20 protein-coding genes are annotated in these 23,605 nt (G+C 60.9%); 3 read left to right on the top strand and 17 right to left on the bottom strand.

The window, feature by feature from the left end; all coding sequences use genetic code 11:
- Nucleotides 1-20 precede the first annotated feature (20 nt).
- The 11 genes from RVM27_RS09785 to RVM27_RS09735 form a co-directional block, all read right to left on the bottom strand.
- Nucleotides 21-1,394, bottom strand: a complete 1,374-nt coding sequence (locus tag RVM27_RS09785) for a diguanylate cyclase (RefSeq protein ID WP_498956444.1) — start codon at nt 1,392-1,394, stop codon at nt 21-23.
- A gap of 174 nt (nt 1,395-1,568) precedes the next feature.
- Nucleotides 1,569-2,276, bottom strand: coding sequence for an ABC transporter ATP-binding protein (gene urtE, locus RVM27_RS09780; protein ID WP_498956443.1), 708 nt, complete (start codon nt 2,274-2,276; stop codon nt 1,569-1,571).
- Nucleotides 2,276-3,112, bottom strand: a complete 837-nt coding sequence (urtD, locus tag RVM27_RS09775) for an urea ABC transporter ATP-binding protein UrtD (RefSeq protein ID WP_016915368.1) — start codon at nt 3,110-3,112, stop codon at nt 2,276-2,278. Before urtD ends, urtE begins: the two co-directional genes overlap by 1 nt.
- Nucleotides 3,109-4,251, bottom strand: coding sequence for an urea ABC transporter permease subunit UrtC (gene urtC, locus RVM27_RS09770; RefSeq protein WP_016915369.1), 1,143 nt, complete (start codon nt 4,249-4,251; stop codon nt 3,109-3,111). The genes urtD and urtC overlap by 4 nt, the downstream gene beginning before the upstream one ends.
- Before the next feature lie 6 nt (nt 4,252-4,257).
- Nucleotides 4,258-5,865, bottom strand: coding sequence for an ABC transporter permease (urtB, locus tag RVM27_RS09765; RefSeq protein WP_498956442.1), 1,608 nt, complete (start codon nt 5,863-5,865; stop codon nt 4,258-4,260).
- A gap of 80 nt (nt 5,866-5,945) precedes the next feature.
- The gene (gene urtA, locus RVM27_RS09760; protein WP_498956441.1) at nt 5,946-7,298 is read right to left on the bottom strand and encodes an urea ABC transporter substrate-binding protein; all 1,353 of its coding nucleotides are present in this window, start codon (nt 7,296-7,298) and stop codon (nt 5,946-5,948) included.
- Between the two features lie 341 nt (nt 7,299-7,639).
- Complete coding sequence (locus tag RVM27_RS09755; RefSeq protein ID WP_498956440.1) at nt 7,640-9,139, bottom strand: tripartite tricarboxylate transporter permease; 1,500 nt, start codon at nt 9,137-9,139, stop codon at nt 7,640-7,642.
- Nucleotides 9,140-9,188: 49 nt separating this feature from the next.
- Nucleotides 9,189-9,671, bottom strand: a complete 483-nt coding sequence (locus RVM27_RS09750) for a tripartite tricarboxylate transporter TctB family protein (protein WP_498956439.1) — start codon at nt 9,669-9,671, stop codon at nt 9,189-9,191.
- A 91-nt stretch (nt 9,672-9,762) separates the two neighbouring features.
- Nucleotides 9,763-10,758, bottom strand: coding sequence for a Bug family tripartite tricarboxylate transporter substrate binding protein (locus tag RVM27_RS09745; RefSeq protein ID WP_498956438.1), 996 nt, complete (start codon nt 10,756-10,758; stop codon nt 9,763-9,765).
- A gap of 154 nt (nt 10,759-10,912) precedes the next feature.
- On the bottom strand, nt 10,913-11,641 hold the full coding sequence (locus RVM27_RS09740) for a response regulator (RefSeq protein WP_039178626.1): 729 nt from the start codon (nt 11,639-11,641) through the stop codon (nt 10,913-10,915).
- A gap of 43 nt (nt 11,642-11,684) precedes the next feature.
- Nucleotides 11,685-13,379 carry a sensor histidine kinase gene (locus RVM27_RS09735; RefSeq protein WP_498956437.1) on the bottom strand — a complete coding sequence of 565 codons (1,695 nt, stop codon included), beginning with the start codon at nt 13,377-13,379 and terminating at the stop codon, nt 11,685-11,687.
- A 125-nt stretch (nt 13,380-13,504) separates the two neighbouring features.
- On the opposite strand from RVM27_RS09735, the gene RVM27_RS09730 reads away from it, so the two are divergent.
- Nucleotides 13,505-14,251, top strand: coding sequence for a DUF481 domain-containing protein (locus RVM27_RS09730; RefSeq protein ID WP_039178631.1), 747 nt, complete (start codon nt 13,505-13,507; stop codon nt 14,249-14,251).
- Nucleotides 14,252-14,260: 9 nt separating this feature from the next.
- Here RVM27_RS09730 and RVM27_RS09725 read toward each other — a convergent pair whose 3' ends face one another.
- From RVM27_RS09725 to RVM27_RS09715, 3 genes are read right to left on the bottom strand one after another with little or no spacing between them, the layout of a single operon-like run.
- Complete coding sequence (locus RVM27_RS09725; RefSeq protein ID WP_193461300.1) at nt 14,261-15,034, bottom strand: ABC transporter permease; 774 nt, start codon at nt 15,032-15,034, stop codon at nt 14,261-14,263.
- A gap of 10 nt (nt 15,035-15,044) precedes the next feature.
- Entirely contained in the window at nt 15,045-15,827 is a 783-nt protein-coding gene (locus RVM27_RS09720; RefSeq protein ID WP_227407273.1) for an ABC transporter ATP-binding protein, read from the bottom strand.
- Complete coding sequence (locus RVM27_RS09715) at nt 15,827-16,879, bottom strand: ABC transporter substrate-binding protein (RefSeq protein ID WP_498956436.1); 1,053 nt, start codon at nt 16,877-16,879, stop codon at nt 15,827-15,829. The genes RVM27_RS09720 and RVM27_RS09715 overlap by 1 nt, the downstream gene beginning before the upstream one ends.
- A 342-nt stretch (nt 16,880-17,221) precedes the next feature.
- Between RVM27_RS09715 and RVM27_RS09710 the strand changes: the two genes are divergently transcribed.
- A complete protein-coding gene (locus RVM27_RS09710) occupies nt 17,222-18,775 on the top strand; it encodes a BCCT family transporter (RefSeq protein ID WP_498956435.1) in 1,554 nt (517 codons plus the stop codon).
- 7 nt (nt 18,776-18,782) lie between these two features.
- Here the strand turns inward: RVM27_RS09710 and RVM27_RS09705 are convergent, their stop codons facing one another.
- Nucleotides 18,783-19,604 (bottom strand): flagellin family protein, encoded by an 822-nt coding sequence (locus RVM27_RS09705; protein WP_498956434.1) that lies wholly within the window; start codon nt 19,602-19,604, stop codon nt 18,783-18,785.
- 82 nt (nt 19,605-19,686) lie between these two features.
- Nucleotides 19,687-20,106: a 2-amino-4-hydroxy-6-hydroxymethyldihydropteridine diphosphokinase gene (gene folK, locus RVM27_RS09700; RefSeq protein WP_016915383.1), complete on the bottom strand. Its 420-nt coding sequence runs from the start codon at nt 20,104-20,106 to the stop codon at nt 19,687-19,689.
- A 258-nt stretch (nt 20,107-20,364) separates the two neighbouring features.
- Between folK and RVM27_RS09695 the strand changes: the two genes are divergently transcribed.
- On the top strand, nt 20,365-21,114 hold the full coding sequence (locus RVM27_RS09695) for a Rossmann-fold NAD(P)-binding domain-containing protein (RefSeq protein ID WP_498956433.1): 750 nt from the start codon (nt 20,365-20,367) through the stop codon (nt 21,112-21,114).
- Between the two features lie 66 nt (nt 21,115-21,180).
- On the opposite strand, the gene ybiO is transcribed toward RVM27_RS09695, so the two are convergent.
- Nucleotides 21,181-23,574 (bottom strand): mechanosensitive channel protein, encoded by a 2,394-nt coding sequence (ybiO, locus tag RVM27_RS09690; RefSeq protein WP_498956432.1) that lies wholly within the window; start codon nt 23,572-23,574, stop codon nt 21,181-21,183.
- Between the last annotated feature and the right edge of the window lie 31 nt (nt 23,575-23,605).

Below are 23,605 nucleotides of genomic sequence, written 5' to 3'. Positions count from 1 at the left end.
ACCTAGCGCTTACCGCGATATTACTCAGTGGCAGCGGCAACCACCACCCGGTCACGCCCGCTGCGCTTCGCTTGGTACAGCGCTTGGTCGGCGCGCTGCATCGAGCGTTGGTAGTCTGGGTGGCCATCATGAAGCGTAACCCCGACGCTCACCGTGACGTTCAGTAGCGTATCGGCAGCGGCTAACATCGGCTCTTTGGCCACCGCGTGGCGCAGCCGTTCGGCAAACAGTCGACTGCCGTCTTGATCCGTATCCACCAGCACAATCAGAAACTCTTCACCGCCCATGCGAAACACGTAGTCGCCGCCTCGGGTCGAGCGGTCAAGGATACTGGCTACCTGCCGCAGTACGTTATCGCCAGCATCATGACCATGGGTATCATTAATTGATTTGAAGTGATCAACATCCACCATGAGCAGCGCAAAACACTTTTCCGAGTGGCGCGCGATCTCTATTTCACGGTTCAGCACCACCGAGAGGAACTTGCGATTGAGCAGACGCGTCAGGCTATCGCGGCCTGCTTCGAGCCCCGAGGCGCGATCCAGAACGTCATCCAACAGCATCAAGATCGTGCGAGCCGCATCGCGAATGCTGCTCAACGCAGTCAGGCGACGCTGGCTGTCTGAGTCGCCTAGCTGGGCGAGCCACTCCTCGTCCACGCGACGAACATGCTGTGAAATAGTGGTAATTTCCGGCGCGCCCTCAAAGGCGTGACACGCCTTGTGGTGATACCAAAGCCCAAACTCGGAGCTGGCTAATCGGGGTAAAGCCGTCGTTGCCTGCTGCGCAGCCACGGCAAACATGAGCGCGTTCTCCCAATCGAGCAGTGCCGAGCGCTGCCGCTCGCGCTCATCGCCGATGCTCTGGGTCAAAGAGAACAGCTTATAGGCTTCTTCCATACGGGTATTACGATTATTCGCCACTGAATAGGCATGGCTCATTATTTCCATGGCCATATCAATATGATCAGACACATACACCGCTGCATCACCGGAAGAGAGTTCAGCGCTAAAGGTGCTGTTAATGTGCTCATAAAGCGTCTGCTTTAACTGCCGTGCGCCATTAAGTACCAAGTTCACCGGGATATCGATACGCGCATGCACCTGGCCGACTTTTTCCTGCTGCTCGACCAGGGACTCAAAATCGGCGTGCTCGACGGCAAACATAGCGTTGAGCCAGCGCTGCATGGAGGGGTGAAGCCGGTTTTTTACCTGCTCATTGGAGAGAAACAGCGACGCGTGGGGGTCTTCCAGCATCACTTGATAGAAATGATCGGCAAAGATATCGCGGCGGGATTCCACCAGTGTCTCCACCGCCTGGCGTAGCGCCAAAGGCGTGCGCTCCAGGAGTGACTGCCACTCGGCAGCGAGCTGATGTTTGTCTTTATAGCGCATACCCCACCCGATGGTTATTTTGAAACCCGCCATGTTACACATAAAACGCAGCGCCAAAACCTACTCAGCGCAGGGTTTTAAGCAAAAAGCCCCCTCTTTTCTACATGAAACGAGAGGGCTATTAGAGTGTGCTCTGTCAACAGGCAAAGAAAGGTTAAAGTGGTTGTGGATAACTCAAACCGTCAAATGCTGTTTAATCAGCTCGTTGGAGAGTTCGCTGATCTCGCCTTTGGCCACCGGGCGGCCGCGGTCCATGATCACGAAGCGGTCGGCGTATTTGCGGGCGAAGGGTAGCTTCTGCTCGACCAGCAGCACCGTCAAGCCGTCCTCTTTGATCAGTTGGCGAACCACCTGACCAATCTGGGCGACGATATTGGGCTGAATGCCCTCGCCGGGCTCGTCCAGAATCAGCAGTTTCGGTTCGATCACCAGCGCGCGGCCAATGGCGAGCTGCTGCTGTTGCCCACCGGACAAATCGCCGCCACGGCGGTGTTTCATCTCCTTGAGCACCGGAAACAGCTCGTAAATGCGCTCGGGAATTTTCTTCAGCCCGTCGCCCCGAGCGGCCAGCCCGGTGCGCAGGTTCTCCTCCACCGTCAGCAGCGGGAAAATCTGCCGCCCTTGGGGCACGAAACCGATGCCCAGGCGCGAGCGCGCCTCCACGGCTTTTTTGGTGAGTTCGATCTCGCCATCATTGCCCTGGTAGCGCAGTTGGCCGCTCTTCACCGCCACTTCCCCCATGATGGCTTTCATCAGGGTGGTTTTACCCACCCCGTTGCGGCCCATCACGCAGGTGCACTGCCCGGCGGGTACCTCCAGGCCCAAATCCCACAGGGTGTGGCTTTCGCCGTAGAACTGGTTCAACTTGTCGACGGTCAGCATCAGGCCATCTCCTCCTCGTCCGCGCCCAGGTACACTTCGACCACTTTCGGGTCATTGGAGACCTGATCCATGCTGCCTTCGGCCAGCACGCTGCCCTGGTGCAGCACGGTCACCTTGCGCGCAATCGAGCGGACAAAGCCCATGTCGTGCTCCACCACCACCACCGACTGTTTGCCAGCCAGCCCCGTAAGCAGCTCGGCAGTGCGCTCCATCTCCTGCTCGGTCATCCCGGCCACCGGCTCGTCCACCAGCAGCAGGCGCGGGCGCTGCATCAGCAGCATGCCGATCTCCAGCCACTGCTTCTGGCCGTGGGAGAGAATCCCGGCGGGCTGAAAGCGCAGCGCGGTCAGGCCGATGGTGTCCAGCACGTCGTCGATGCGGTCGCTGATCTCGCTGGTCATGCGGGCGGTCAGCGTGGGAAAGATGCGCTTGTCGGCGGCCATGGCCAGCTCCAGATTGTCGAACACGCTGAGCGCTTCGAACACCGTGGGCTTCTGGAACTTGCGGCCAATGCCGAGGCTGGCGATTTCCGGCTCGTTCATTTGCAGCAGGTTATGGCGGCTGCCGAACCAGACGCTGCCCTGGTTGGGGCGGGTCTTGCCGGTGATGATATCCATCATGGTGGTTTTACCAGCCCCGTTGGGGCCGATGATGCAGCGCAACTCGCCGTCGTCGATGGTCAGGTTGAGGTTATTGATGGCCTTGAAGCCATCGAAGCTCACCGTCACGTCTTCCATGTACAGAATCGGGCCGTGGCGAACGTCCACCGGCGAGGCTTCCCCCGCCATGAAGTCGAACACTCGGTCGCGTGCTTTCAGCGATTGTATCAGGCTCATGCTGCAGCCTCCGTAGGCGGTTGTTCGGCTTTGCGACGGCGCTTCACGTGGCTCAAAAGGCCCGCGACGCCCTTGGGCAGGAAGACCGTGACCAGTACGAACAGCGCGCCCAGGGCAAATAGCCAGGCATCCGGCATGACCCCAGTAAATACCGTTTTGGCGTAGTTGACCAGAATCGCCCCAATGACGGCACCGTACAGCGTGGCTCGCCCACCCAGTGCGACCCAGAGCACGATTTCGATGGAGAACAGCGGCGAGAATTCGCTGGGGTTGATGATGCCTACCTGCGGCACATAAAGCGCCCCCGCCAGGCCCGCCAGCATGGCCGAGACCACGAACACGAACAGCTGGAAGCGTTCGACCCGGTAGCCGATGAAACGCGTACGCGCTTCGGCATCGCGGGTGGCCACGCACACGCGGCCCAGCTTGCTGGTGACAATGGCACGGCACAGGATGTAGCCCAGCGCCAGCGCCACCCCAGTGGCAATGAACAGCCCCAGTCGCGTGTCGTTGCTGCGCAGGTTGAAGCCCAGCAGCTCACGGAAATCGGTGAGGCCATTGTTGCCGCCGAAGCCCATCTCGTTGCGGAAGAAAGCCAGCATCAGGGCAAACGTCAGCGCCTGGGTGATGATCGACAGATACACCCCGGTCACCCGCGAACGGAACGCCAGGAAGCCGAACACCAGCGCCAGCAGACCAGGGGCCAGCAGCACCATGGCAAAGGCGAACCAGGCCATATCGAAGCCCAGCCAGTACCAGGGCAGGCTGTCCCAGTTGAGGAACACCATAAAGTCCGGCAGTACCGGGTGGCCGTAGGTGCCACGGTCACCGATTTGGCGCATCAGGTACATGCCCATGGCGTAGCCGCCAATGGCGAAGAACGCCCCGTGGCCCAGGCTCAGAATGCCCAGATAGCCCCACACCAGGTCCACCGCCACGGCCAGCAGCGCATAGCTCAGGTACTTGCCGAACAGGTTCACGGTGTAGGCGTTGACATGCAGCGGATGCCCTTGCGGCACTGCCACGTGCAGCACGGTGACCAGCACCAGGGCGGCCAGCAGCACGCCGAGAAAGAGCTGGGTGGCCCGTTCGCCGAACGGGCGTAGCAGCCAGAACCGTTGAGAAGATGATGTCATCATGATGGGTTAGCCCTCCGCAGCCCGGCCCTTCTGCGGGAAGAGTCCACGCGGGCGTTTTTGAATAAACAGGATGATGAACACCAGCACGATGATCTTGGCCAGCACGGCACCCGCCCAGGGCTCCAGCACCTGGTTGATGATACCCAGTGAAAGCCCCGCCACCAGCGTGCCCCACAGGTTACCCACGCCACCGAACACCACCACCATGAACGAGTCGATGATGTAGTTCTGGCCCAGGTTGGGGCCGACGTTGGTGAGCTGCGACAGCGCCACACCGGCCAGCCCCGCCACGCCGGAGCCCAGCGCGAAGGTCATGATGTCCACGCGGGTGGCGCGGATGCCCATGGAGCGCGCCATGGCACGGTTTTGGGTCACGGCACGCACTTCTAGCCCTAAGCGGGTGCGGCGCATAATCAGCATCAGCCCGGCAAACACCACCAGCGCAAAGCCAAGCACGTACATACGGTTGAGGGTCAGCGAGAGCGCGTCATTGATCACCAGCGAGCCGCTCATCCACTCTGGCGTCACCACGGTGCGGTTGAGCGGTGAAATCACCGTGCGCACCAGTTGCTGAAGAATCAGGCTGATGCCGAACGTGGCCAGCAGCGTTTCCAGCGGGCGCCCCTTGAGAAACTGGATCACGCCCCGTTCGATGGCAATGCCCACCAGGGCGGCCACCATGAAGCCCGCCGGAATGGAAAGAATCAGCGCCAGCCCCGGCTGGCCCGGCAGCAGTTGCTGCATCATCCAGGTGGTATAGGCGCCCAGCATCATCAGCTCGCCGTGGGCCATGTTGATCACACCCATGACGCCAAAGGTGATGGCCAGGCCGATGGCCGCCAGCACCAGTACCGACCCCAGGCTCAGGCCAAAGTAGAGCGTTTCGAGGCCACGATTGATCTTGAGGTTTTGTTCGATACTGAGGAGCGCCTCTCTGGCCGCGTCGGCAACCACCGGGTCATCGCCATTGGCCGCGCGATTGAGCGCCACACGGGCACGCGGATGCAGACTGCCACGCAGCGCTTCCACGCCTTCCATCTGGCCCGCTTCGGTTTGATAAATGGCCAGTGCCTGCGCTAACCGGCGCTGCACCTGGCTATCCTCTTCTTCGGCAATCAGCGCTTCCAGAGGCTCGGCCAGCGTCTCGTCCACTTCGCCCAACAGGCGCTCGGCGGAGGTACGGCGGCGTTCCACGTTGGGGGAGTAGAGATCGACCACGGCGATGGCGCTGCGCAGTTGGTTGCGCAGGGCGTTGTTGATGCCGATGCGGTTGAGGTCGCGGCGGGACATCTCACCCAGCGGCGCTTCGGTCAAGGCATCGGCCACGGGCCAGTCACGCCCGGTGTTGTTCAACACCACGACGAAGCGACCCTCGCTGGTACGCTGCAGGCGGCCATCGAGCAAGGCTTGCAGCCAATCTCTGGCGCGCTCGTCGTCGCTTTGCAAAATGGCCGTAATCGCGTCGCCTTTGGCGCGGAAGTTCTCCACGTCCAGCGCTTCCAGCAGCGCCAGTGCCGCGTCGTCATCAGAAGGTGTGGTGGGGGTTTGTGCCTGCGACAACGTCGCCATGCTGAGCAGCAACAGACACAACACCCCAGAAAGGAAACGCCTCATGGGGTTCTTCCTTTGGTCATCATCAATGGGGAGAGGTAGCGTGCTCCCTTGCCGCGACGGGTCGCGGCAAGGGAAGAGTGTTACTCGGCGAGTGCCGCTTCGGCTTCTTCTGCTGCGGTGCTGCCACCGCACGAACCGTTGGCGACGTTGAAGTTGCCGCAGCGCATCGGTGCACGCCAGTCAGCAATCAGGTCGCGAGAACCCGGCAGGAAGTCCGACCAGGCATCGCCTGCCACGGTGGACGGCGTTTGCCAGACGATATCGAACTGACCGTTGTCCTGCACTTCACCGATCAACACCGGCTTGGTGATGTGGTGGTTGGGCATCATGGCGGCATAGCCACCGGAAAGGTTAGGCACGGTCACGCCGATGATCGCATCTTTCACCGCGTCCACATCGGTGGTGCCTGCCTTGCGCACCGCTTCGGCCCACATGTTGAAGCCGATGTAGTGGGCTTCCATGGGGTCGTTGGTGACCGCTTCTTCATCGCCCGTCCAGTCGATCCAGGCGTCGATGAAGTCGTAGTTGGCGTCGGTGTCCACGCTCATGAAGTAGTTCCAGGCGGCCAGGTGGCCCACCAGCGGCCCGGTATCGATACCGGACAGCTCCTGCTCACCCACCGAGAAGGCGATGACGGGAATATCCGCAGCATCGATCCCCTGGTTGGCCAGCTCACGATAGAACGGCACGTTGGCATCGCCGTTGATGGTGGAGACCACCGCCGTGGGTTTGCCCTCTTCACCGAAACGACGGATTTCAGAGACGATGTTCTGCCAGTCCGAATGGCCGAACGGGGTGTAGTTGACCATGATGTCTTCTTCGGCCACCCCGTGCTCATCCTTCAGGAAGGCTTCCAGAATCCGGTTGGTGGTACGCGGGTAGACGTAGTCGGTGCCGATCAGCGCGAAACGCTCGATCCCGACTTCGTTGATCAGGTACTCCACCGCAGGAATGGCCTGCTGGTTGGGTGCCGCGCCGGTGTAGAAGACGTTCTCGGAAGACTCTTCCCCTTCGTACTGTACCGGGTAGAACAGCAGGCCGTTCAGCTCTTCGAACACCGGCAGTACCGCCTTGCGGGATACCGAGGTCCAGTTACCGAACACCACGTCTACCTCATGCTGGGCCAGCAGCTCGCGGGCACGCTCGGCAAACAGCGGCCAGTTGGAAGCGGGGTCGACCACCACGGCTTCCAACTGACGCCCCAACAGGCCACCGGCTTCGTTCTGCTGGTCGATGAGCATTGCGACGGTGTCTTTCAGAGTCGATTCGCTGATCGCCATGGTGCCGGAGAGGGAGTGCAGAATACCTACCTTGATCGGGTCGTTGTCCTGGGCAACGGCCTGAGCGCTGGCGCCCATGATGGCGGCGGCCAGGGCGGCCGTGGCGAAACGGCCAAGGGTACGAGGGTGTGTCTTGCGTTGCGATGTGGTCACTTGAACCTCCTTGCACCCCTTGGAAGGGGCTTGTTATAGGCGCGTTGAGCGGGCATTCACCCGCCGTGGGCTAATCCACCTTTCACACTGCAAGGGGTGCGCCAGATTGAATCAAAGCCTATTAAGACAATGACAATCAGACAGTTAGCGATACTCAAAAAAAACCGCATTGCGCCAGACGCACTAACTCAGGGCAAGCCGAGAGGCGCCATGCACAGTTGTCATGCACCAGCAAAGCGCCTTGCACCAAAGAAGGGTACACGCACACAAAGAAGCGCCCGGGGTTTCCCCCGGGCGCTGACAACGCCAAAACTCACTCCATCACACCACGCAACAATCGCTTATTTGGCGGCCATGGCCTTCTGCTTGCGGCGCTTTTTCAGCAGCGGCATGCCCAGCGACAGGGCCGCAATGATCAGCAGCGACAGTGAAATGGGCTTGTCGATGAAGATGGACCAGTCACCGCCGGAAATCTGCAGTGCGCGGCGCATGGACTCTTCCATCAGGCTGCCCAGGATCAGCGCCAGAATCAGCGGCGCCGTGGGGAAGCCGAACAGGCGCAAGCCCAGGCCGATCAAACCGAAGCCCAGCAGCAGCAGCAGGTCGAAGACGCTGAAGCTCATGCCGTAGACACCGATCATGCAGAAGATCAGGATCATCGAGAGCAGCAGCGGACGCGGCATATCGAGAATCTTGGCAATCAGCGGAATCAGCGGCAGGTTGAGTACCAGCAGGAAAATATTACCGATGTACATACTGGCAATGACCCCCCAGAACACGTCCGGGCGCTGCTCCAGCATCATGGGGCCAGGCGTCACGCCCATGACCAGCAGCGCACCCAGCAGCACCGCCGTGGTGCCCGAGCCAGGCACCCCCAGGGTCAGCAGTGGTACGAACGAGCCGGTACAGGCGGCGTTGTTGGCCGCTTCGGGAGCTGCCACGCCCTTGATGTTGCCCTTGCCGAAGGTGTCACCATCCTTGGCCAGGCGTTTTTCCATACTGTAGCCCAGGAAAGAACCAATGGTGGCACCGGCCCCCGGCAGTACGCCGGTAAAGAAGCCCAGCACCGAGCTGCGGCTAATGGGGCCTGCAATTTGCTTCATTTCACTGCCGCTCAGCTTGAGCGAGCCGATGGCGTTACGCGGCGCTTCCTTGCCACCGCCCCCACGCAGCAGCATGTAGAACACTTCCGCCAGGGCGAAGATACCCAGCGCCACGACCAGGAAGTCGATGCCGTCGAGCAGTTGAATCGAGCCAAAGGTGTAGCGCTCGGTGCCGGTTTGCATGTCGATGCCGACGATCGAGATCATGACGCCGATCACCGCCGCAATCAGACCCTTCACCAGCGATTTGTCCGACAGCGAGACGACCGCCGTCAGGCCCAGCACCATGAGCGCGAAATATTCGGGAGGCCCAAAGCTGACCGCCACTTTGGAAAGCAGCGGCGCCACCAGCATCAAGAAAACAATTGAAATAGTGCCGCCGACAAACGACGCATAGGCGGCAATGGCCAGCGCCTTGCCCGCCAACCCCTGCTTGGCCATGGGGTAGCCATCGAAAGAGGTGGCGACCGTGCCCGCCACCCCAGGCGCATTGAGCAGAATAGAAGAGGTCGAGCCACCGAAAATGGCCCCGTAATACACACCCGCCATCAGAATCAGGCCTGATGCAGGCTCCATTGAGAAGGTGATCGGAATCATCAGCGCCAGGGCACTGATCGGGCCGAGGCCCGGCAACATACCGATGATGGTACCGGCAAACACACCGGCAAAGACGTAAGCGATGTTGATGGGCTCGAGCGCGATGCCAAAGCCGTACATCAAGTTGTTCAAGGCATCCATGGGCGTATCTCTCTTAAAAAACTACGGCAGGTGCGTGGGCACGGCGTATTCAGAACGGCAAGAGGCCAGTGGGCAGATACACATCCATGACGCGCGTCATGGTGAGATACAGCGCCAGGACCACCCCCAGCGAAGCCGCCAGGTTGATGCCATGACGACGGTAGCCGTAATAGGCCGTCAACCCCGTGCACAGCAGCGTCGATGCCAACACGAAGCCCAACGGCACCAGCAGGAAGGCATAGGCGGCGATGGCCACAGCGGTAATCACGACCCGCGCCCAAGGCGTGAACAGCAGCGGGCCGTTGGTGGCCTCTTCGTCGATCTCGTCAGCGCCTGCCAGCGGTACCGGTTTTTCAAAGAAGAGCAGCCCTGCTAGCAATAACAAGGTAATTCCCAGCACTTTTGGAAACAGGTCTGAATCTACCGGTCGCGGCAGAGGAAAGGTTGGAATTTGCCAGGCAATTGCTAGATAGGCGGCGGCTAGAAGCGCCAGCACGAGGGCCAGCCACTGATTAGTGTTCAATCGAGTCATGGGGAGTCTCTCCGAAGGCGCAGGTTGCGCTTACGGTCACAGGCAGTGACCCCGGGCCTGGCTGGCCCGGGGCAGCACGGTGAAGCGGGGGTTATTGAGCCAGCAAGCCCAGGTCGCTCAGGACACTGCTGAACTGTTCTTTCTGCTCATCCAGGAAGGCGCCAAACGCTTCGCTATCCTGGTAGGCATCGATCCAGCCCAACTGGTCGCGAGCCTGCTGCCAGCCATCGGTTTCGAGCATTTCGGCAAACAGATCTTCGTAGTAGGCCACGGCTTCGGCAGGCATGTCAGGGGTGCCCATCACGCCACGCCAGATATCGAAGGTGTAGTCCACACCCTGTTCCTGGTACGTGGGCACGTCGGCCAGAGCACCGCCCAGGCGCTCAGGGGCAGATACGCCCAGCGCACGCAGTTGGCTGCCTTCGCCCAGCTGGCCCACGGACTCACCCGCGCCAGTAATGACCGCCTCGATATGGCCACCCATCAGGTTGGTCATGGCATCGCCACCCCCCGAGAAGGGGATGTAGTTCACCGAGGAAGCATCGAGACCCGCCGCAGAGGCCAGGCCAGCCACCGAGATGTGGTCCATCGAGCCTGGCGCACTGCCGCCACCCACGCTCAGGCGCGGGTTCTCTTTCATCGCATCGAACAGGTCATTGATGGTCTGATATTCGGAATCCGCTGACACCAGAATGATGGAGTAGTCGGTGATCAGACGCGCCACGGGGGTGAAATCCGTGTGGTCGTAGCGCGAAGCACCCGCCAGCGGCACTAGGATGATGGGCGGGCTGGTGGCGAACAGCTTGTGCGGGTTACCGCTGTCACGGGCGATTTGCGCCCATGCCACGGCACCGCCGCCGCCAGGCACGTTGATGGCCGCAAAGTTACGGTCTGCCAGCTGCTCTTCCTGCAACACGCGAGAAACGGTACGCACCAGCGTATCCCAGCCACCGCCTGGGTTGGCAGGCGCGACGAATTCGATGGAACGGCTTGGGGTCCACTCCTGGGCCTGTACGCCAGTGGTCATAGCGAGGGCTGCCAGAGGCAGAGCGAATACAGCGGCGCGCTTGAAGGAAAGCGAGGTCATGGGCGTTCTCCACAGTCAATTATGTTGTTATGCGCGGTGATCGACACGCGGCAATTGTGGTTACACCGCGAACGTTAGAAGACAGCCACCTTTCAGGACAAGCTTGTGACCATAAACGACAAATTGTTCTTTATGGTCGTTTTGTTCATTTTGTTCACGCATCGAGCCAGCCGTGATCGCCCTTCAATAAGCGGTAGCGCCGCTCGGGTCGCCCGACATCCCCGTAACCCAGCTCGGCGCCTACGGCCTGCTCGGCCACGAGAAACTCCAGATAGCGGCGTGCCGTCGAGCGGCTGGCGCCCATGGTACGCGCCACCTGCATGGCGGTCAGGGCGCCGCTGTCTGCTGCCAAGGCTTCCACCACACGGCGCAGGGTCAAGCGGTCGATGCCCTTGGGCAAGCTGCGCTGAGGGGCGCGTGCAGGCTCGCTGGGCGTCACCCGGGCCAGCACATGGTCCAGCTCGTCCTGGTTCAGCTCGGCGCGGTTGGCCAGCGCCTCCCGTTCGCGCCGAAAACGTGCCAGCATCTGGTTCATTCTTGCCGCTTCGATGGGTTTGATCAGGTAGTCGAACACCCCGCCACGCAGCGCCTCGCTGATGGTCTCCACCTCGCGGGCCGCCGTCACCATGACGATATCCACGTGCACATGGTCGCGGCGAATCGACCACAAAAGCTCCAGCCCTTCCACATCGGGCAGGTAAGCATCCAGCAGAATCAGCTGTATTTGCGAGGCGTGCTCGGCCATCAGCGCTTTGGCTTCGCTGCCGTTGCGCGCCATACCCACCACATAAAAACCGTCACTTTGCTCGATGAAGGCGCGGTGAATATCGGCGATGCGGAAATCGTCTTCGACGACCAGAATGCCGTATTGCGTCGCAGACATGCGTCATCCTCTTGTTAACGTCGTTATTATGAGTGTGAACCGTTTAGCCTGGTGGGCCGGGTTCATCGCTGCGGGCGCACAGCGAGCGGTCCAGCACGGCAATGAAACAGGCGCCCCCCAGCTCGCTCTCTTCCAGGGTGATCGCGCCACCGTGCTGACGACACAGCCGCTCCACCAGCGCCAGACCAATGCCGCGGTGCTTGCCGGTCTTGGTCGAAAAACCCTCCTGGAAGATCGACCCGGCGTGCTCCGCAGGGACCCCTGCCCCATTGTCTTCGACCTCGACCAACAGCTGTTCGCCCAAATCGGTGAAGAATAGCCGCACCCGGGGTTCGCTGGCGTGGGGGCCATTCAGTGCCGCATGGCAGGCATTATCCAGCAAATTGCCCACCACGCTCATCATGACCTCCTGCCCCGTTGGCGTCAGCGGGCAAGAGAGCGAGCTTTGTTCGTCGATTTCCAGCGCCACGCCCAGTTCACGGGCGCGGGTCAGCTTGCCCAGCAGCGTGCCGCTCAGCACCGCATCGGCCACATGGCGCATCAGGAAGTTCATCTGTGCCTGGGCACGCTCGGTTTCCTGATGAATCAGGGCCAGCGCTTCCTCGATGCGCTGCAACTGCAGCAGCCCGGAAATGGTGTAGAGCTTGTTGGAGAACTCGTGGGCCTGGGCGCGCAGCATGTCCACGTCGCGGCTGGCCTGGGTCAGCGCCTGGGAGAGGTCGATGATTTCTCGGCGGCTACGGAAGGTGGCCACGGCGCCTTCGATCTCGCCCTCGTGAATGATGGGCACGCGGTTGACCACCACCGGGTGATCCCCCAGCCACATTTCCTGGTCGAACTCCTGCTCACCGTGTCTGAGCACTTCCAGCAGGCGGGAATTGGGCACTACCTCGCGGATGGGCTGCCCCAACAGCACGTGCTCGTCGGGCAGCTCCAGAAAACGGCGTGCTTGCTGGTTCACCAGGGTAATGTGGCCATCCCGATTGACCGCCAGAATGCCCTCGTGAATCGATTGCAGGATGGCTTCCTTTTCCATGGCGAGACGGGCGATTTCGTAGGGTTCGAGGCCGAGAATGATTTTTTTGAGATGCTGCGACAGCCAATAAGCGCCGGCAAACCCGAGCACGATCATCATGGCCACCAGTATCCAGCCCAGCTTGGTGTAGCGCGCCACGTCCATGTCCACGCGGTCGAGCATGAAGCCGACGGAAACCACGCCGATGATGTTGCCCTCTTCATCCCAAATCGGCGTTTTGCCGCGCATGGCGGTGCCCAGGGTGCCGGTGGCTTCGGACACGTAGGATTGACCATAGATCAGCGCTTGATCATTATCATCCCCCACCATGCGCTCGCCGATGCGCTCGGGCACCGGGTGGGAGTAGCGTATCGACTGGGCATTGCCCACCACCACATAGCGCGCGCCCGTTTCCTGGCGCACCCGCTCGGCCAGCGGCTGAATGAAGTGGGAAGGCTCGGGCGTGGAGAAGGCATCGACGATTTGCGGCATGGCCGCTACGGTCTTGGCGACCGCCAGCGCCCGCTCACCCATTTGATAGGTGATGATGTCGGCTTTACGGTAGTTCAGGTAGGTCCCTTGGGCCAGCAGCATACCCGCCAGCAGCAGGCCCACCAGGATCATGACCTGCAAGCGAAAGCTGCGTTTGTACCAGCGTCGCTTGGCGCGCGTGCGACGCCAGCGCTGCAGTTCGGCCAGGGTGCGTGGGCGGGGCTCGGTCATAAGGGAACTCGTGATGCGCAAGAGCGTCATTATGGCACGCACCGCCAGGCGGCGTTAGGCTTTGCGCTTTTTCACCCAGCGGCTTATATACTCCCTGCCCACCGCAACACTCAAGGAGGAGAAAAGTGCGACACCTTTCACGCTACCTGTTACTGGCCAGCTGCCCGCTCTGGGCGGGGGCTGCCGCAGCCAACCCGTTCTATGCGCCCCCGCCGCCCCAGGAAGATGCGCCCATCTTCAGCGGCGACGCCGAGCTTGGTTTCAACCAGCTCTCCGGCAATACCGACAGCCGCACGCTGATCGGCAAAACGCTGCTCACCTGGCTGACCGGCGACTTCACCCACTCATTTCGGGCAGAAGTGCGTAATGTCAGCAAGGATGGCGAGACCAGCGCGGAGCAGTATCTCGTGGCGGGGCGGGAGCGCTATGACTTCAACGGCCCGCATTACCTGTTTGGGTTTGCCCGCTGGGAAAAGGACCGCTTTGCGGGCTACGATCAGCAGCTCACCGCCATCGGTGGCTATGGTCGACAGATCGTGGATGGCGAGCGCCACTACCTTTCCCTGGAAGCAGGGCCCGGCTATCGCCATGACCGGCTGCGTGACGATGAGAACGAGCAACTGGGCGTGGCCTACTCGGCGCTGGACTACCGCTGGGAGTTCTCCCAGTTCGCGGACCTACGCCAGGAGATGTCGGTGGAGTATACCCATGAGAACACCACCTCGCGCTCGCTGTCGGCCCTCACGGCACGCCTGAATTCGCGGCTGTCGCTGCGCCTGTCTCATGAGATCAAGCGCAACTCCCAGCCCCCCGAAGAGGCCAGCGAGCGGACCGACCATACCACCAGCGCGTCGCTCCTCTACCGCTGGTAGCCTGACCGCCTATTGGCGCTGCTGCCCGCGGTGTGCCCAGGCGGTCATGCGCTTTTCCAGCAGCGAGAACAGCTCGTACATCACCATGGCCATGGCACTGATCACCAGCAGCCCGGCAAATACCAGCCCCATGCGCATCTGTGAGCCCGCGCTCATCATGAGGTAGCCAATGCCCTGGTTGGAGGCCACGGTCTCGGACACCACCGTGCCCACGAAGGCCAGCGTGATGGCGATTTTCAGCGAGGCGAAGAAGTACGGCAGCGAACGCGGCAAGCCCACCTTGAGCAGCACATCGATGCGCCGTGCGCCCAGCACTCTCAGCACATCTTCCATCTCAGGCTCCAGGGTCGCCAGGCCGGTGGCCACGTTCACCACGATGGGGAAGAAGCAGATCAGGAAGGCGGTGAGTATTGCGGGCACCGAGCCGATGCCGAACCAGACCACCAGAATGGGCACGAAGGCCACCTTGGGAATGGCGTTGAACCCCACCAGCAGCGGGTAGCAGGCGTTGTACAAAAAGCGCGACGAGCCGATGCTGAAGCCCAGCAACAGCCCCACGGCAACGCCCAGGCCAAAGCCAATCAGCGTGGTCCAGAAGGTTTGCCAGGAGTGCTTGCCGATGGGCCCGGCGTAGGTCACCAGCGCCTGAACCGTGTCCAGCGCGCTGGGAAAAATAAAGCTGGGCACGTTGAACAGGCGTACCGTCACTTCCCAGATCACCACCAGCCCCGCCATGGCGATCCAGGGAGCCAGCCGCTCGGCCAGCTTGCGATTGTGGTTCATGGGCATTCCTTCAGGCGCTGCGCACTTCACCGATCTGGGCGCGCAGCGACTGCACCAGGTCAATGAACGGTTTCTGGTAGGTGGTTTCCAGCGCCCGAGGGCGAGGCAGTTCGATGGAGCGCCGCTCGATCACGCGCCCCGGACGACGGCTCATGACATAGACGGTGTCGGCCAGGAAAGCGGCTTCGCGCAGGTCATGGGTCACCAACACCACGGTAAAGCGTTGGGCCTCCCACAGGTCACGCAAGACGCACCAGAGCTCTTCACGGGTGAACGCATCCAGCGCGCCAAAGGGCTCGTCCAGCATCAGCAAGCGCGGCCGATGAATCAGCGCGCGACAGATGGACGCTCGCTGCTGCATGCCCCCCGACAGCTCCCAGGGGTACTTGTTTTCATGCTCGGCCAGGCCCACCGTCTCGAGCAGCGCCCGAGCCCAGCCTTTGAACTCTTCCCGGCGCTTGCGAAACTGCTTCCGATAGGGCTCGACGATTTCCAGCGGCAGCAGCACGTTGTCCAGAGTGGTACGCCAGGGCAGCAGGTTGGCATTCTGGAACGCCATGCCGGTGATTTTCAAAGGCCCGGTCACGGGCAGCCCATCCACCTGGATGCTTCCCTGCGTAGGGGCATGCAGGCCGGTACACAGCTTCATGAAGGTGGATTTGCCACACCCTGACGGCCCCACGAAGGCGACGAACTCGCCTTCGTGGATCGACAGGTCGATATCTTCGATGGCGTTGCCCGAGCCGTCGTACGCCAGGCTGACGTCATCGAAGCGGACGAACGCTGCCGACATCACTCCGCCTCCGGCAGCAGCATGCGCTCTTCTACCGGCGGCAGGTAGCGGGAGTCAAAGACCTGATCGGGGGATGGCAACGTGGGCAGATCGTAAGCATCCGCCACCAGTTGAATCGCCTGGCTCAACCGCTCGTCATCCACACCGCCCACGCCATATTCACGGGCATCGGGGGTATCCACCACGCTCTCCAACGCCAGCTTCAGGCGACGCGTTTCCATCTCGACATCGATCAGGCCGTCGCGGTTACGCACGTACTCGATGGCTGCTTCGGGGTCTGCCAGGGTCTCTCCCAGCGCACGGTTGAAGGCGCGCAGAAAGCCCTGCACGGCCTCGGGGTTGGCATCGGCAAAGGCATCACTGACCAGAATCGCGTTGCCGTACAGCGGGACGCCGTAGTCGGGGAACGGCATGATGGTCAGCTCGTCTTCGCTCATGCCGCGCTCTTCCAGGTTGAGCAGGCTGGTGAAGTAGAAGCCGGTGATGGCATCGACATCGCCCCGGGTCAGCAGGGTTTCGCGTAGCGCAGGGTCGACGTTTTGCCACGCCACCGCGTCGGCCTCCAGCCCATTGGCAGCGGCAAAGATGCCCCAGGCGCGATAGCCGGTGTCGAAGGCCGGGGCGGCGATGGTCTTGCCTGCCAGGTCAGCGGGGCTCTCGATGCCGCTCTCCTTGCGCGCAAACACCGCCGCGGGCGTGCCGTCATAAACGATATAGACGCCCTTGATGCCGGGGCCTTCCGGGTTTTCCGCAAGGAATTCGACCAGCGCGTTGAGATCGCCAAAGCCCATCTCATAGGCGCCCGAGGCCACCCGGTTCACCGCCCCTGCAGAGCCGCTTCCCGAATCGATCTGAACCTGCAGACCTTCTTCGGCGAAGTAGCCTTTTTCGGCTGCCATCAGAAACGGCGCTGCCGGGCCTTCGAAGCGCCAGTCCAGCTGGAAGCGAATCGAGGTCGTCTCGGCAGCAGCGCCGAGCGGCATCATCAGCACCGCGCCAAATAGCGCTAGCGGAAACAAAGAGGAACGGGCAGTACGGGAGCGAGCCGGCATGGCAGTGAGCACCTTGTATACAATATTGAAGATGCTTTGCAGCAACGCTGCCATCTTTTGCTTTTTACTGTTCATTCATGCGCTTAGATAAGCGAACGGGTCCCTCATTGCGCCTGAAAGTGCCAAAATGGTGCGCACCACACCCATCTCGCACCATTAGAAAACATTTTGGCCAAATCGTTAGACTTTGGTCTAACCCGACGGTATACTGTGCTCAGTTTCCTGTCCTCGCGCCATTCATTGAATGGCGCTTTTTTTTGTGCTGCGGTTTTGCTCCGTAACACGCTCAAGCCATGCCCTTACCCTGCCTACTCCCCCTTCGATCCTGAACAGGTATTCGACATGACGCACTCTTCTCGCCCCACCGAGGAAGCCACACGGCGTCCCTTTGGAGACCCCATCGTACTGGTGCTCAGCATTGGTTTCATCGTGGCCTTCCTGTCACTTTCGCTGTATGACATCGAGCGGGTAGCCAGCACCATCAGCCAAGGATTTGCCTGGACGGCGCTCACCCTGGGAAGCTACTTTCAACTGCTGCTATTGATGACTTTCCTGATTGCCATGGGCCTGGCGCTGACACCAGCAGCCAAGGCGCGTATCGGCAATCTGGATGCACCAGAAATGGGCACCTTCAAGTGGGTGTCGATCATTCTGTGCGCTCTGCTGGGCGGTGGTGGGGTGTTTTTCGCCACAGGCGAGCCAATCTATCACTTTGTCGTTACGCCCCCCGCTTTCGATACCGACCCCGGCACTGCCGAGGCGGTGGCAGGTGCCTTGGCCCAGTCGTTTACCCACTGGGGGTTCATGGCCTGGGCGGTATTGGGCTCGCTCACGGCGGTAGTATTGGCGCATGCGCATTACGTCAAAGGCCAGCCGCTTCAGCCCAGAACGCTCCTTTATCCGGTGTTCGGTGAGCGCCTGATGCGCGGCCCGCTGGGCAGCGTGGTGGATGCCTGCTGTGTGATCGGTGTCGTGGCGGGGACCGTGGGGCCGATTGGCTTTCTGGCGACTCAGGTCAGTTTCGGCCTGCATGAGCTGTTCGGCCTGCCGGAAGGTTACACCGGCCAGCTGATCATCCTGGCCATATTAGGGGCCATCTATGTGCTCTCCTCCATGAGTGGGGTACACAAAGGCATCCAACTGCTCAGCCGTTTCAACGTGCTGTTGGCACTGGCCATTGGTGCCGTGATTGTGGTTTTTGGCCCCACGCTGTTTCTGATGAATAGCTACATGGCCAGCATGGGTGCGTATGTCAGCGGCTTTTTCACCATGGCCACCATGACCGCCGACACCGCGCCCGCTTGGTGGATGCAGTGGTGGACGGTGTTCTTCTTCGCCTGGTTCATCGGCTATGCGCCGCTGATGGCGATTTTCGTAGCGCGTATTTCCAGAGGGCGCACGATACGCGAAATGATTCTGGCGGTGGCCGTGCTCGCCCCCTTGGCGACGACCATCTGGTTCACGCTGCTGGGCGGTACCGGCATTTACTACCAATTGACCGACGTGATCGATATCACCGAAGCGCTCAACAACTTCCAGTTCGACGTGGCTACCCTCACCGTAGCCCAGGCACTGCCTGGCGGCACCTGGATGGCCATGGCCATCTTGCTGCTGACCACCATCTTCGTGGCCACCACCGGCGACTCCATGAGCTATGCCATTGCCGTGGTAGGAGCGGGGCATGATGCGCCCAGCCCTTACATGCGTGCGTTCTGGGGGATCGCCATGGCACTGATGGCGGCGGTTCTGCTGTACATGGGCGCAGGCCAGATTGGCGCGCTGCAGCAGCTCATCGTGATTACCGCGATTCCCGTCTCGCTGATCCTGCTGCCGTCACTCTGGAACGGCCCGCAAGCGGCTTACGCCATGGCGCGGGAGCAAGGGATCATCGACTGATCTCGGCTTACAAGCCTTGCAGCAGCCGCAGAATCACCTGCGGCTGCTGGTTGACCTGAGCCAGCATGGAGATGCCGACCTGCTGCAACAGCTGGGCACGAATCAGGTTGGAGACTTCCTGCGCGTAGTCGGCGTCCTGGATGCGTGACTGGGCGGCAGAGGTGTTGATGATGTTGGTGTTGAGGCCGTCGATCACGCTTTCGAAGCGGTTCTGCACGGCGCCCAGGTAGCTGCGCTGGCGGTCGACCAGCTTCATGGCTTCATCCACCACGTCCATGGGCTTGTCGGTGGCCGTGCCATCGTCCAGCACGCTAAAACCTTCCAGCCCAAGCGCCTGAAGCCCCATGGCGGAAAAACGAACGCCAATCACATCCCCCGCATTGGCACCCACCTGAATGTTCAGGGTCCGATCTGCGTTGATCAGAGGAATGCCGTTGAAGTTACTCTGCTCAGTGACGCGGGTGATCTCTTCCAGGCGCTGATCGATTTCCAGCTGGATAGAGGCCAAATCTTCGGAAGAGTTGGTGCCGTTGAGGGCTTGAACGCTCAGCTCACGGATACGTTGAAGGTTGTCGTTGATCTGGTTCAGCGAGCCTTCCGCCGTTTGCACCATGGAGATGCCATCGTTGGTGTTACGAATGGCCTGGTTCATGCCTCGAATCTGCGCGCCCATGCGATTGGCAATGGCCTGACCAGCGGGGTCGTCCTTCGCGCTATTGATACGCAAGCCGGAAGACAGGCGCTGCATGGAGGTCTGCATGGCCTGCTGGCTCGTACGTAAATTGTTCATCACCAGCAGCGACGTGATGTTGGTCGCAAGGCTAAGCACGGGCATGACCTCGAAAGTAAACGCGCAGGGCGCGGTTAGCGTAATTATCGGCCGCCACCCCGAAAACGTGAGGCCTGTCGCATCAATTATGTCGGACAGGGCCTGCACTGATTAGCGAGCGCCCGCTGTCGGCTAGCACGGCATCGACCGGGCCACGCACGTAGTCGTGCTGAAAATAGCCTTCGTCCACTATCTCGCCATCCCAGGCCACGATGTCCAAATCCATGGTACGAGGCCCCGACTTGATCGGCCCACGCACGCGTCCCAGGCGATGCTCGACATCCTTCAAATAGGCCTTGAAGGCGTGCCGCTCCAGCGTGGTGCGAACCACCAGCGCAGCATTGAGAAAGTCAGGCTGCTGCTGAAAGCCAACCGGTGCCGTACGAACAGCCTCCGAGTGGGCGACCAGCTCACACTCGCTGCTTAAAATGTCCAGTGCTCGGGCAAAATGGTGCTCGGGTTCGATATTGGAACCCAGTGAAATCACGCATTCATGATGCATGGTGTCAGGTGCTCCATATGACGACGTTGGGGGCATAGCAGTATTCCAGATAAAAACCGTGATGGAGTTACCGACCAAGGGCACTGTCGAACCGCCATGGCACCCCAAAAAAATAGCTCGCTCAGGCTCTCTACAGAGTAAACCGCCACGCATTTTGTTCAAGCTCTGTACAATTTATTGACAAACGCTGCGCTCACGCAGAGTCTTGGTGATCAAACCCCCATCATGACTCACCATACCGACAGCGAGGGACTTTTCATGCCAACACCTGCGGCACTGGTCACCGGCGGCGCCACACGACTTGGACGCCATTTTGCAGAAGCCCTGGCCGACAAAGGCTTCAATATCGCCCTGCACGTGAATAGCTCCCGAGGGGAGGCTGAAGAGGTGGCCACGGTGATTCGTCGTAAAGGGAGGGAGTGCGAGATTCTTCCCTGCGACTTTTTGAACGACTCACCGGAAACACTGATTCAACGGGCGACAGCGCGCTTTCCCGGTTTGAATGTGCTGCTCAATAGCGCCTCAGCCTATGAGCCTGCGCCCATCGCCCAGACAAACCTGGCCATGCTGGAGACCCAGTTTCGGGTCAATATGTTCACCCCGCTGCTATTGACGCGCCACTTTGCCGAGGTGGTCAAACACGGCCAGGTCATCAATATCATCGACAACAAGGTGGCTTACCATCAGTACCCTTATGCGGCCTACCTGCTATCCAAGAAAAGTCTGGCAGACATGACGCGCATGGCGGCGCTGGAGTTTGCACCTCGCCTACGCATCAATGGCATCGCCCCTGGCGTCGTGCTGCCCGCATCACAGCGCACCAGCGACTATGTTCAGTGGCGCATCGAGGGTATTCCTGCCGATCACCAGGGAAGCCCAGCGCATCTCGTACAAGCCTTGTACTACTTGCTGGACAACGACTTCGTGGTGGGCCAGGTGCTGTTCGTGGACGGCGGGGAGTCCATCAACCTGGTGGGACGTCACTCAGAAAATTATCCGGGCGAGTGAGCCTGGCAGACTCTGCGCATACGACAAGGCCGCCCGAAGGCGGCCTTGTCGCTGATGCGGCGAGGATCACACTTCCTCATCGTCGGGCTTGTGGTGCTCAGCCTCTTGCTGACTCGGTGCTTTTCCACGACGAGGGTGATGGCGGTCATCCACTTCGAGCTCTGCTCGTTTGGGCTGCCCTGCCGGGCTACCATCGATGGTGAAGTCCTGTTTCATGACACGCAGGTTGGCAGGCGGCGCAGAGCCGGACTTGTCCTGCCCGAAGTACAGGGTGGTATGCGGGAACGGAATTTCGATACCCGCCGAGTCGAAGCGCATCTTGACGAGGCGGTTGTATGCCCGGCCAACGCCCCACTGGTCACCCGGCGTGGTCTTGATGACCACACGGATATTGACCGAGCTGTCGGCCAGCGAAGTAACACCCGCCACGGTCATGTCTGCCAACAGCTTGTGACTGTGCTCTGTGCTGGCTTTGAGGTCTTCGAAGGCCAGTTGGAGCTGGGCAATGGCATCGTCGATGTTCTCGCGGTAGGCAATGCCGTACTCGCCCAGGTGATTACCGTACTCACGCATGTAGTTGGAGACGGTATCGACACTGGAGAACGGCACAATGTGATAAGTACCGGAGAGGTCGCGGATACCCACCGAGCGAATACTCAAGCGCTCTGCGGTACCGGTAATACCCCCTACGGTCACCACATCGCCGGTATTCATCGCGTTTTCCACCTGGATGAAGACGCCGGTGATGACGTCCTGCACCAGTCTCTGGGCACCGAAACCGATCGCCAGACCCAGCACACCGGCACCGGCAATCAACGGCCCAATGTTGATGCCGATCTCCGACAGCACGATCATGCCGGTAATGGTCACCATGGCAATGGCCAGTGCATTGCGGAACAGGCTAAGCAGCGTCTTGGCACGCGCCGAGGGCTCCCCGTCGCCCGTCTCGGGGTTCAGCTTGTGCTCGATCAGGCTCGCCAGCCCCAGCCATACGCCCAGCGATACGATCAGAATGACCGCCACGCTGATCAGATTGCCCACCAGGTTGGCACCGCGCTCGGAGGCGTACCAGGCGGCGAGATTGAACGCTCCCCAAGCATCCAGCACCACCATGATCACAGCCACGACAATGATGGTGCGCAGCACGCGCAGGGCATTGGGCACATAGCTGTTCAGGCGCGCTTCCAGCAGCGGCAGCTTGCGCCGCAGGTCATCCGACAGCTGAATACGACGGCCGATGGTCTGGGTGAGGAAGGTGGACAGCAGCAGCCCCACCACCACCGCCACCAGCGTTTTCAGCGTGGCCATGAGCACGAAGGGCAGTGCGTCGCCCGGGCGGGTCAGGGTCAGTACGAACACCATCAGGAAGTAGAGCAGAGCAAACAGGTGCCACGTACGGGCAAAAAGGTGCAGCGACACGCGGCTGGCCATCAGCGTCGAACGGTCGCCCATCAGGTTCAGGTTATTCCGCAGTCGAACACGGTTCTTCAGCACCACCGCCACGGCATAGACGAAGGCCAGCAGCATGATGAAGGTGCCCACGGCCTGCCCCAAGGTCGGGGCCAGGTAATAGTTGACCAGCGGTACGACCACCATCAGGCCATAGCCCACCATACCGATCAGGCGGGCGATCCAGCGATTCCAATAGGAGGCTTCCTGGGCAGAAATATGCAGCAGCCGCAGTCCCTCATAGCGGGAGGAGAACAGCATGCGCACTGCCGCCTTGAGCAGCTCGATGATCAGGAACGCGTTCAGGAACAGCGAGGCCCGGGTAGACAGCTCGCCCGTTTCGCCCACCGCAAACGTGGCGATCAGATTGCCGCCCACGTAGGCCAGCGCCACCAGCAGCACATCTACTACCGCGGCAAGCGCCACGCATAGCACGAGACGCAGCACCGGGGTCAGGTTGCCACCGGCCAACGACCAGGCACTAAGCTTAGTAAACAGCGTCTTGGCGAGACGACGGAAGGTAAAGAACAGGGCAAACGTGGCAATGATGACGATGCCAAGATTGATCGCGGCATTGGTGAAGTCGGCCATATTGAAAGTGCTGGCCCCTTGCCCCGAGAACAGACTGCCGACGATCGAGATAGCCTGCTCCAGCTGGCCCCCGACATCACTCACCGTGCGGCTGGTCAGTTCGGCCAGCTGGCGCGGCAGCGAGACATCTTCGGGTGCGACATTGCCACCGGCAGCCGCGGCTTCCGGGGAGAGCTCGTTGGCCAGCCCTGGAGGCAGCGCCGACGCTTGGTGGCGCAGCAGCTCGATCAGCTCCTGGCGGGCCTGCTCATCTTCCAGCAAGTCCGCCAGCGCAGAATACGAGGGCGGCTGCTCGGCGCTCGTATCCGGCGCTTCATTGTCACCGCCCAGCGTGGTTTGCGCCATGGCGGGGCCGGCCAATAAGGCGAACAGCGCCATCATCCAGACGCCTAGCCAGGGTAATAAACGTAGTGACGTCACACCATAACCTCCCTTTGGGTGAGTGTTTGCG

The sequence above is a fragment of the Halomonas sp. KM007 genome (assembly GCF_050709225.1).
GTDB lineage: Bacteria > Pseudomonadota > Gammaproteobacteria > Pseudomonadales > Halomonadaceae > Vreelandella > Vreelandella hamiltonii.
Note: the sequence above shows the minus strand (reverse complement) of the source record. Positions and strands in the feature narration are given on the sequence as shown.

Excerpts from the sequence above, each read along its gene's own strand:
- RVM27_RS09785 (WP_498956444.1), bottom strand. The coding sequence starts at position 1,394 with ATGCGCTATAAAGACAAACATCAGCTCGCTGCCGAGTGGCAGTCACTC.
- urtE (WP_498956443.1), bottom strand. The coding sequence starts at position 2,276 with ATGCTGACCGTCGACAAGTTGAACCAGTTCTACGGCGAAAGCCACACC.
- urtD (WP_016915368.1), bottom strand. The coding sequence starts at position 3,112 with ATGAGCCTGATACAATCGCTGAAAGCACGCGACCGAGTGTTCGACTTC.
- urtC (WP_016915369.1), bottom strand. The coding sequence starts at position 4,251 with ATGATGACATCATCTTCTCAACGGTTCTGGCTGCTACGCCCGTTCGGC.
- urtB (WP_498956442.1), bottom strand. The coding sequence starts at position 5,865 with ATGAGGCGTTTCCTTTCTGGGGTGTTGTGTCTGTTGCTGCTCAGCATG.
- RVM27_RS09755 (WP_498956440.1), bottom strand. The coding sequence starts at position 9,139 with ATGGATGCCTTGAACAACTTGATGTACGGCTTTGGCATCGCGCTCGAG.
- RVM27_RS09750 (WP_498956439.1), bottom strand. The coding sequence starts at position 9,671 with ATGACTCGATTGAACACTAATCAGTGGCTGGCCCTCGTGCTGGCGCTT.
- RVM27_RS09745 (WP_498956438.1), bottom strand. The coding sequence starts at position 10,758 with ATGACCTCGCTTTCCTTCAAGCGCGCCGCTGTATTCGCTCTGCCTCTG.
- RVM27_RS09740 (WP_039178626.1), bottom strand. The coding sequence starts at position 11,641 with ATGTCTGCGACGCAATACGGCATTCTGGTCGTCGAAGACGATTTCCGC.
- RVM27_RS09735 (WP_498956437.1), bottom strand. The coding sequence starts at position 13,379 with ATGACCGAGCCCCGCCCACGCACCCTGGCCGAACTGCAGCGCTGGCGT.
- RVM27_RS09725 (WP_193461300.1), bottom strand. The coding sequence starts at position 15,034 with ATGAACCACAATCGCAAGCTGGCCGAGCGGCTGGCTCCCTGGATCGCC.
- RVM27_RS09720 (WP_227407273.1), bottom strand. The coding sequence starts at position 15,827 with ATGTCGGCAGCGTTCGTCCGCTTCGATGACGTCAGCCTGGCGTACGAC.
- RVM27_RS09715 (WP_498956436.1), bottom strand. The coding sequence starts at position 16,879 with ATGCCGGCTCGCTCCCGTACTGCCCGTTCCTCTTTGTTTCCGCTAGCG.
- RVM27_RS09710 (WP_498956435.1), top strand. The coding sequence starts at position 17,222 with ATGACGCACTCTTCTCGCCCCACCGAGGAAGCCACACGGCGTCCCTTT.
- folK (WP_016915383.1), bottom strand. The coding sequence starts at position 20,106 with ATGCATCATGAATGCGTGATTTCACTGGGTTCCAATATCGAACCCGAG.
- RVM27_RS09695 (WP_498956433.1), top strand. The coding sequence starts at position 20,365 with ATGCCAACACCTGCGGCACTGGTCACCGGCGGCGCCACACGACTTGGA.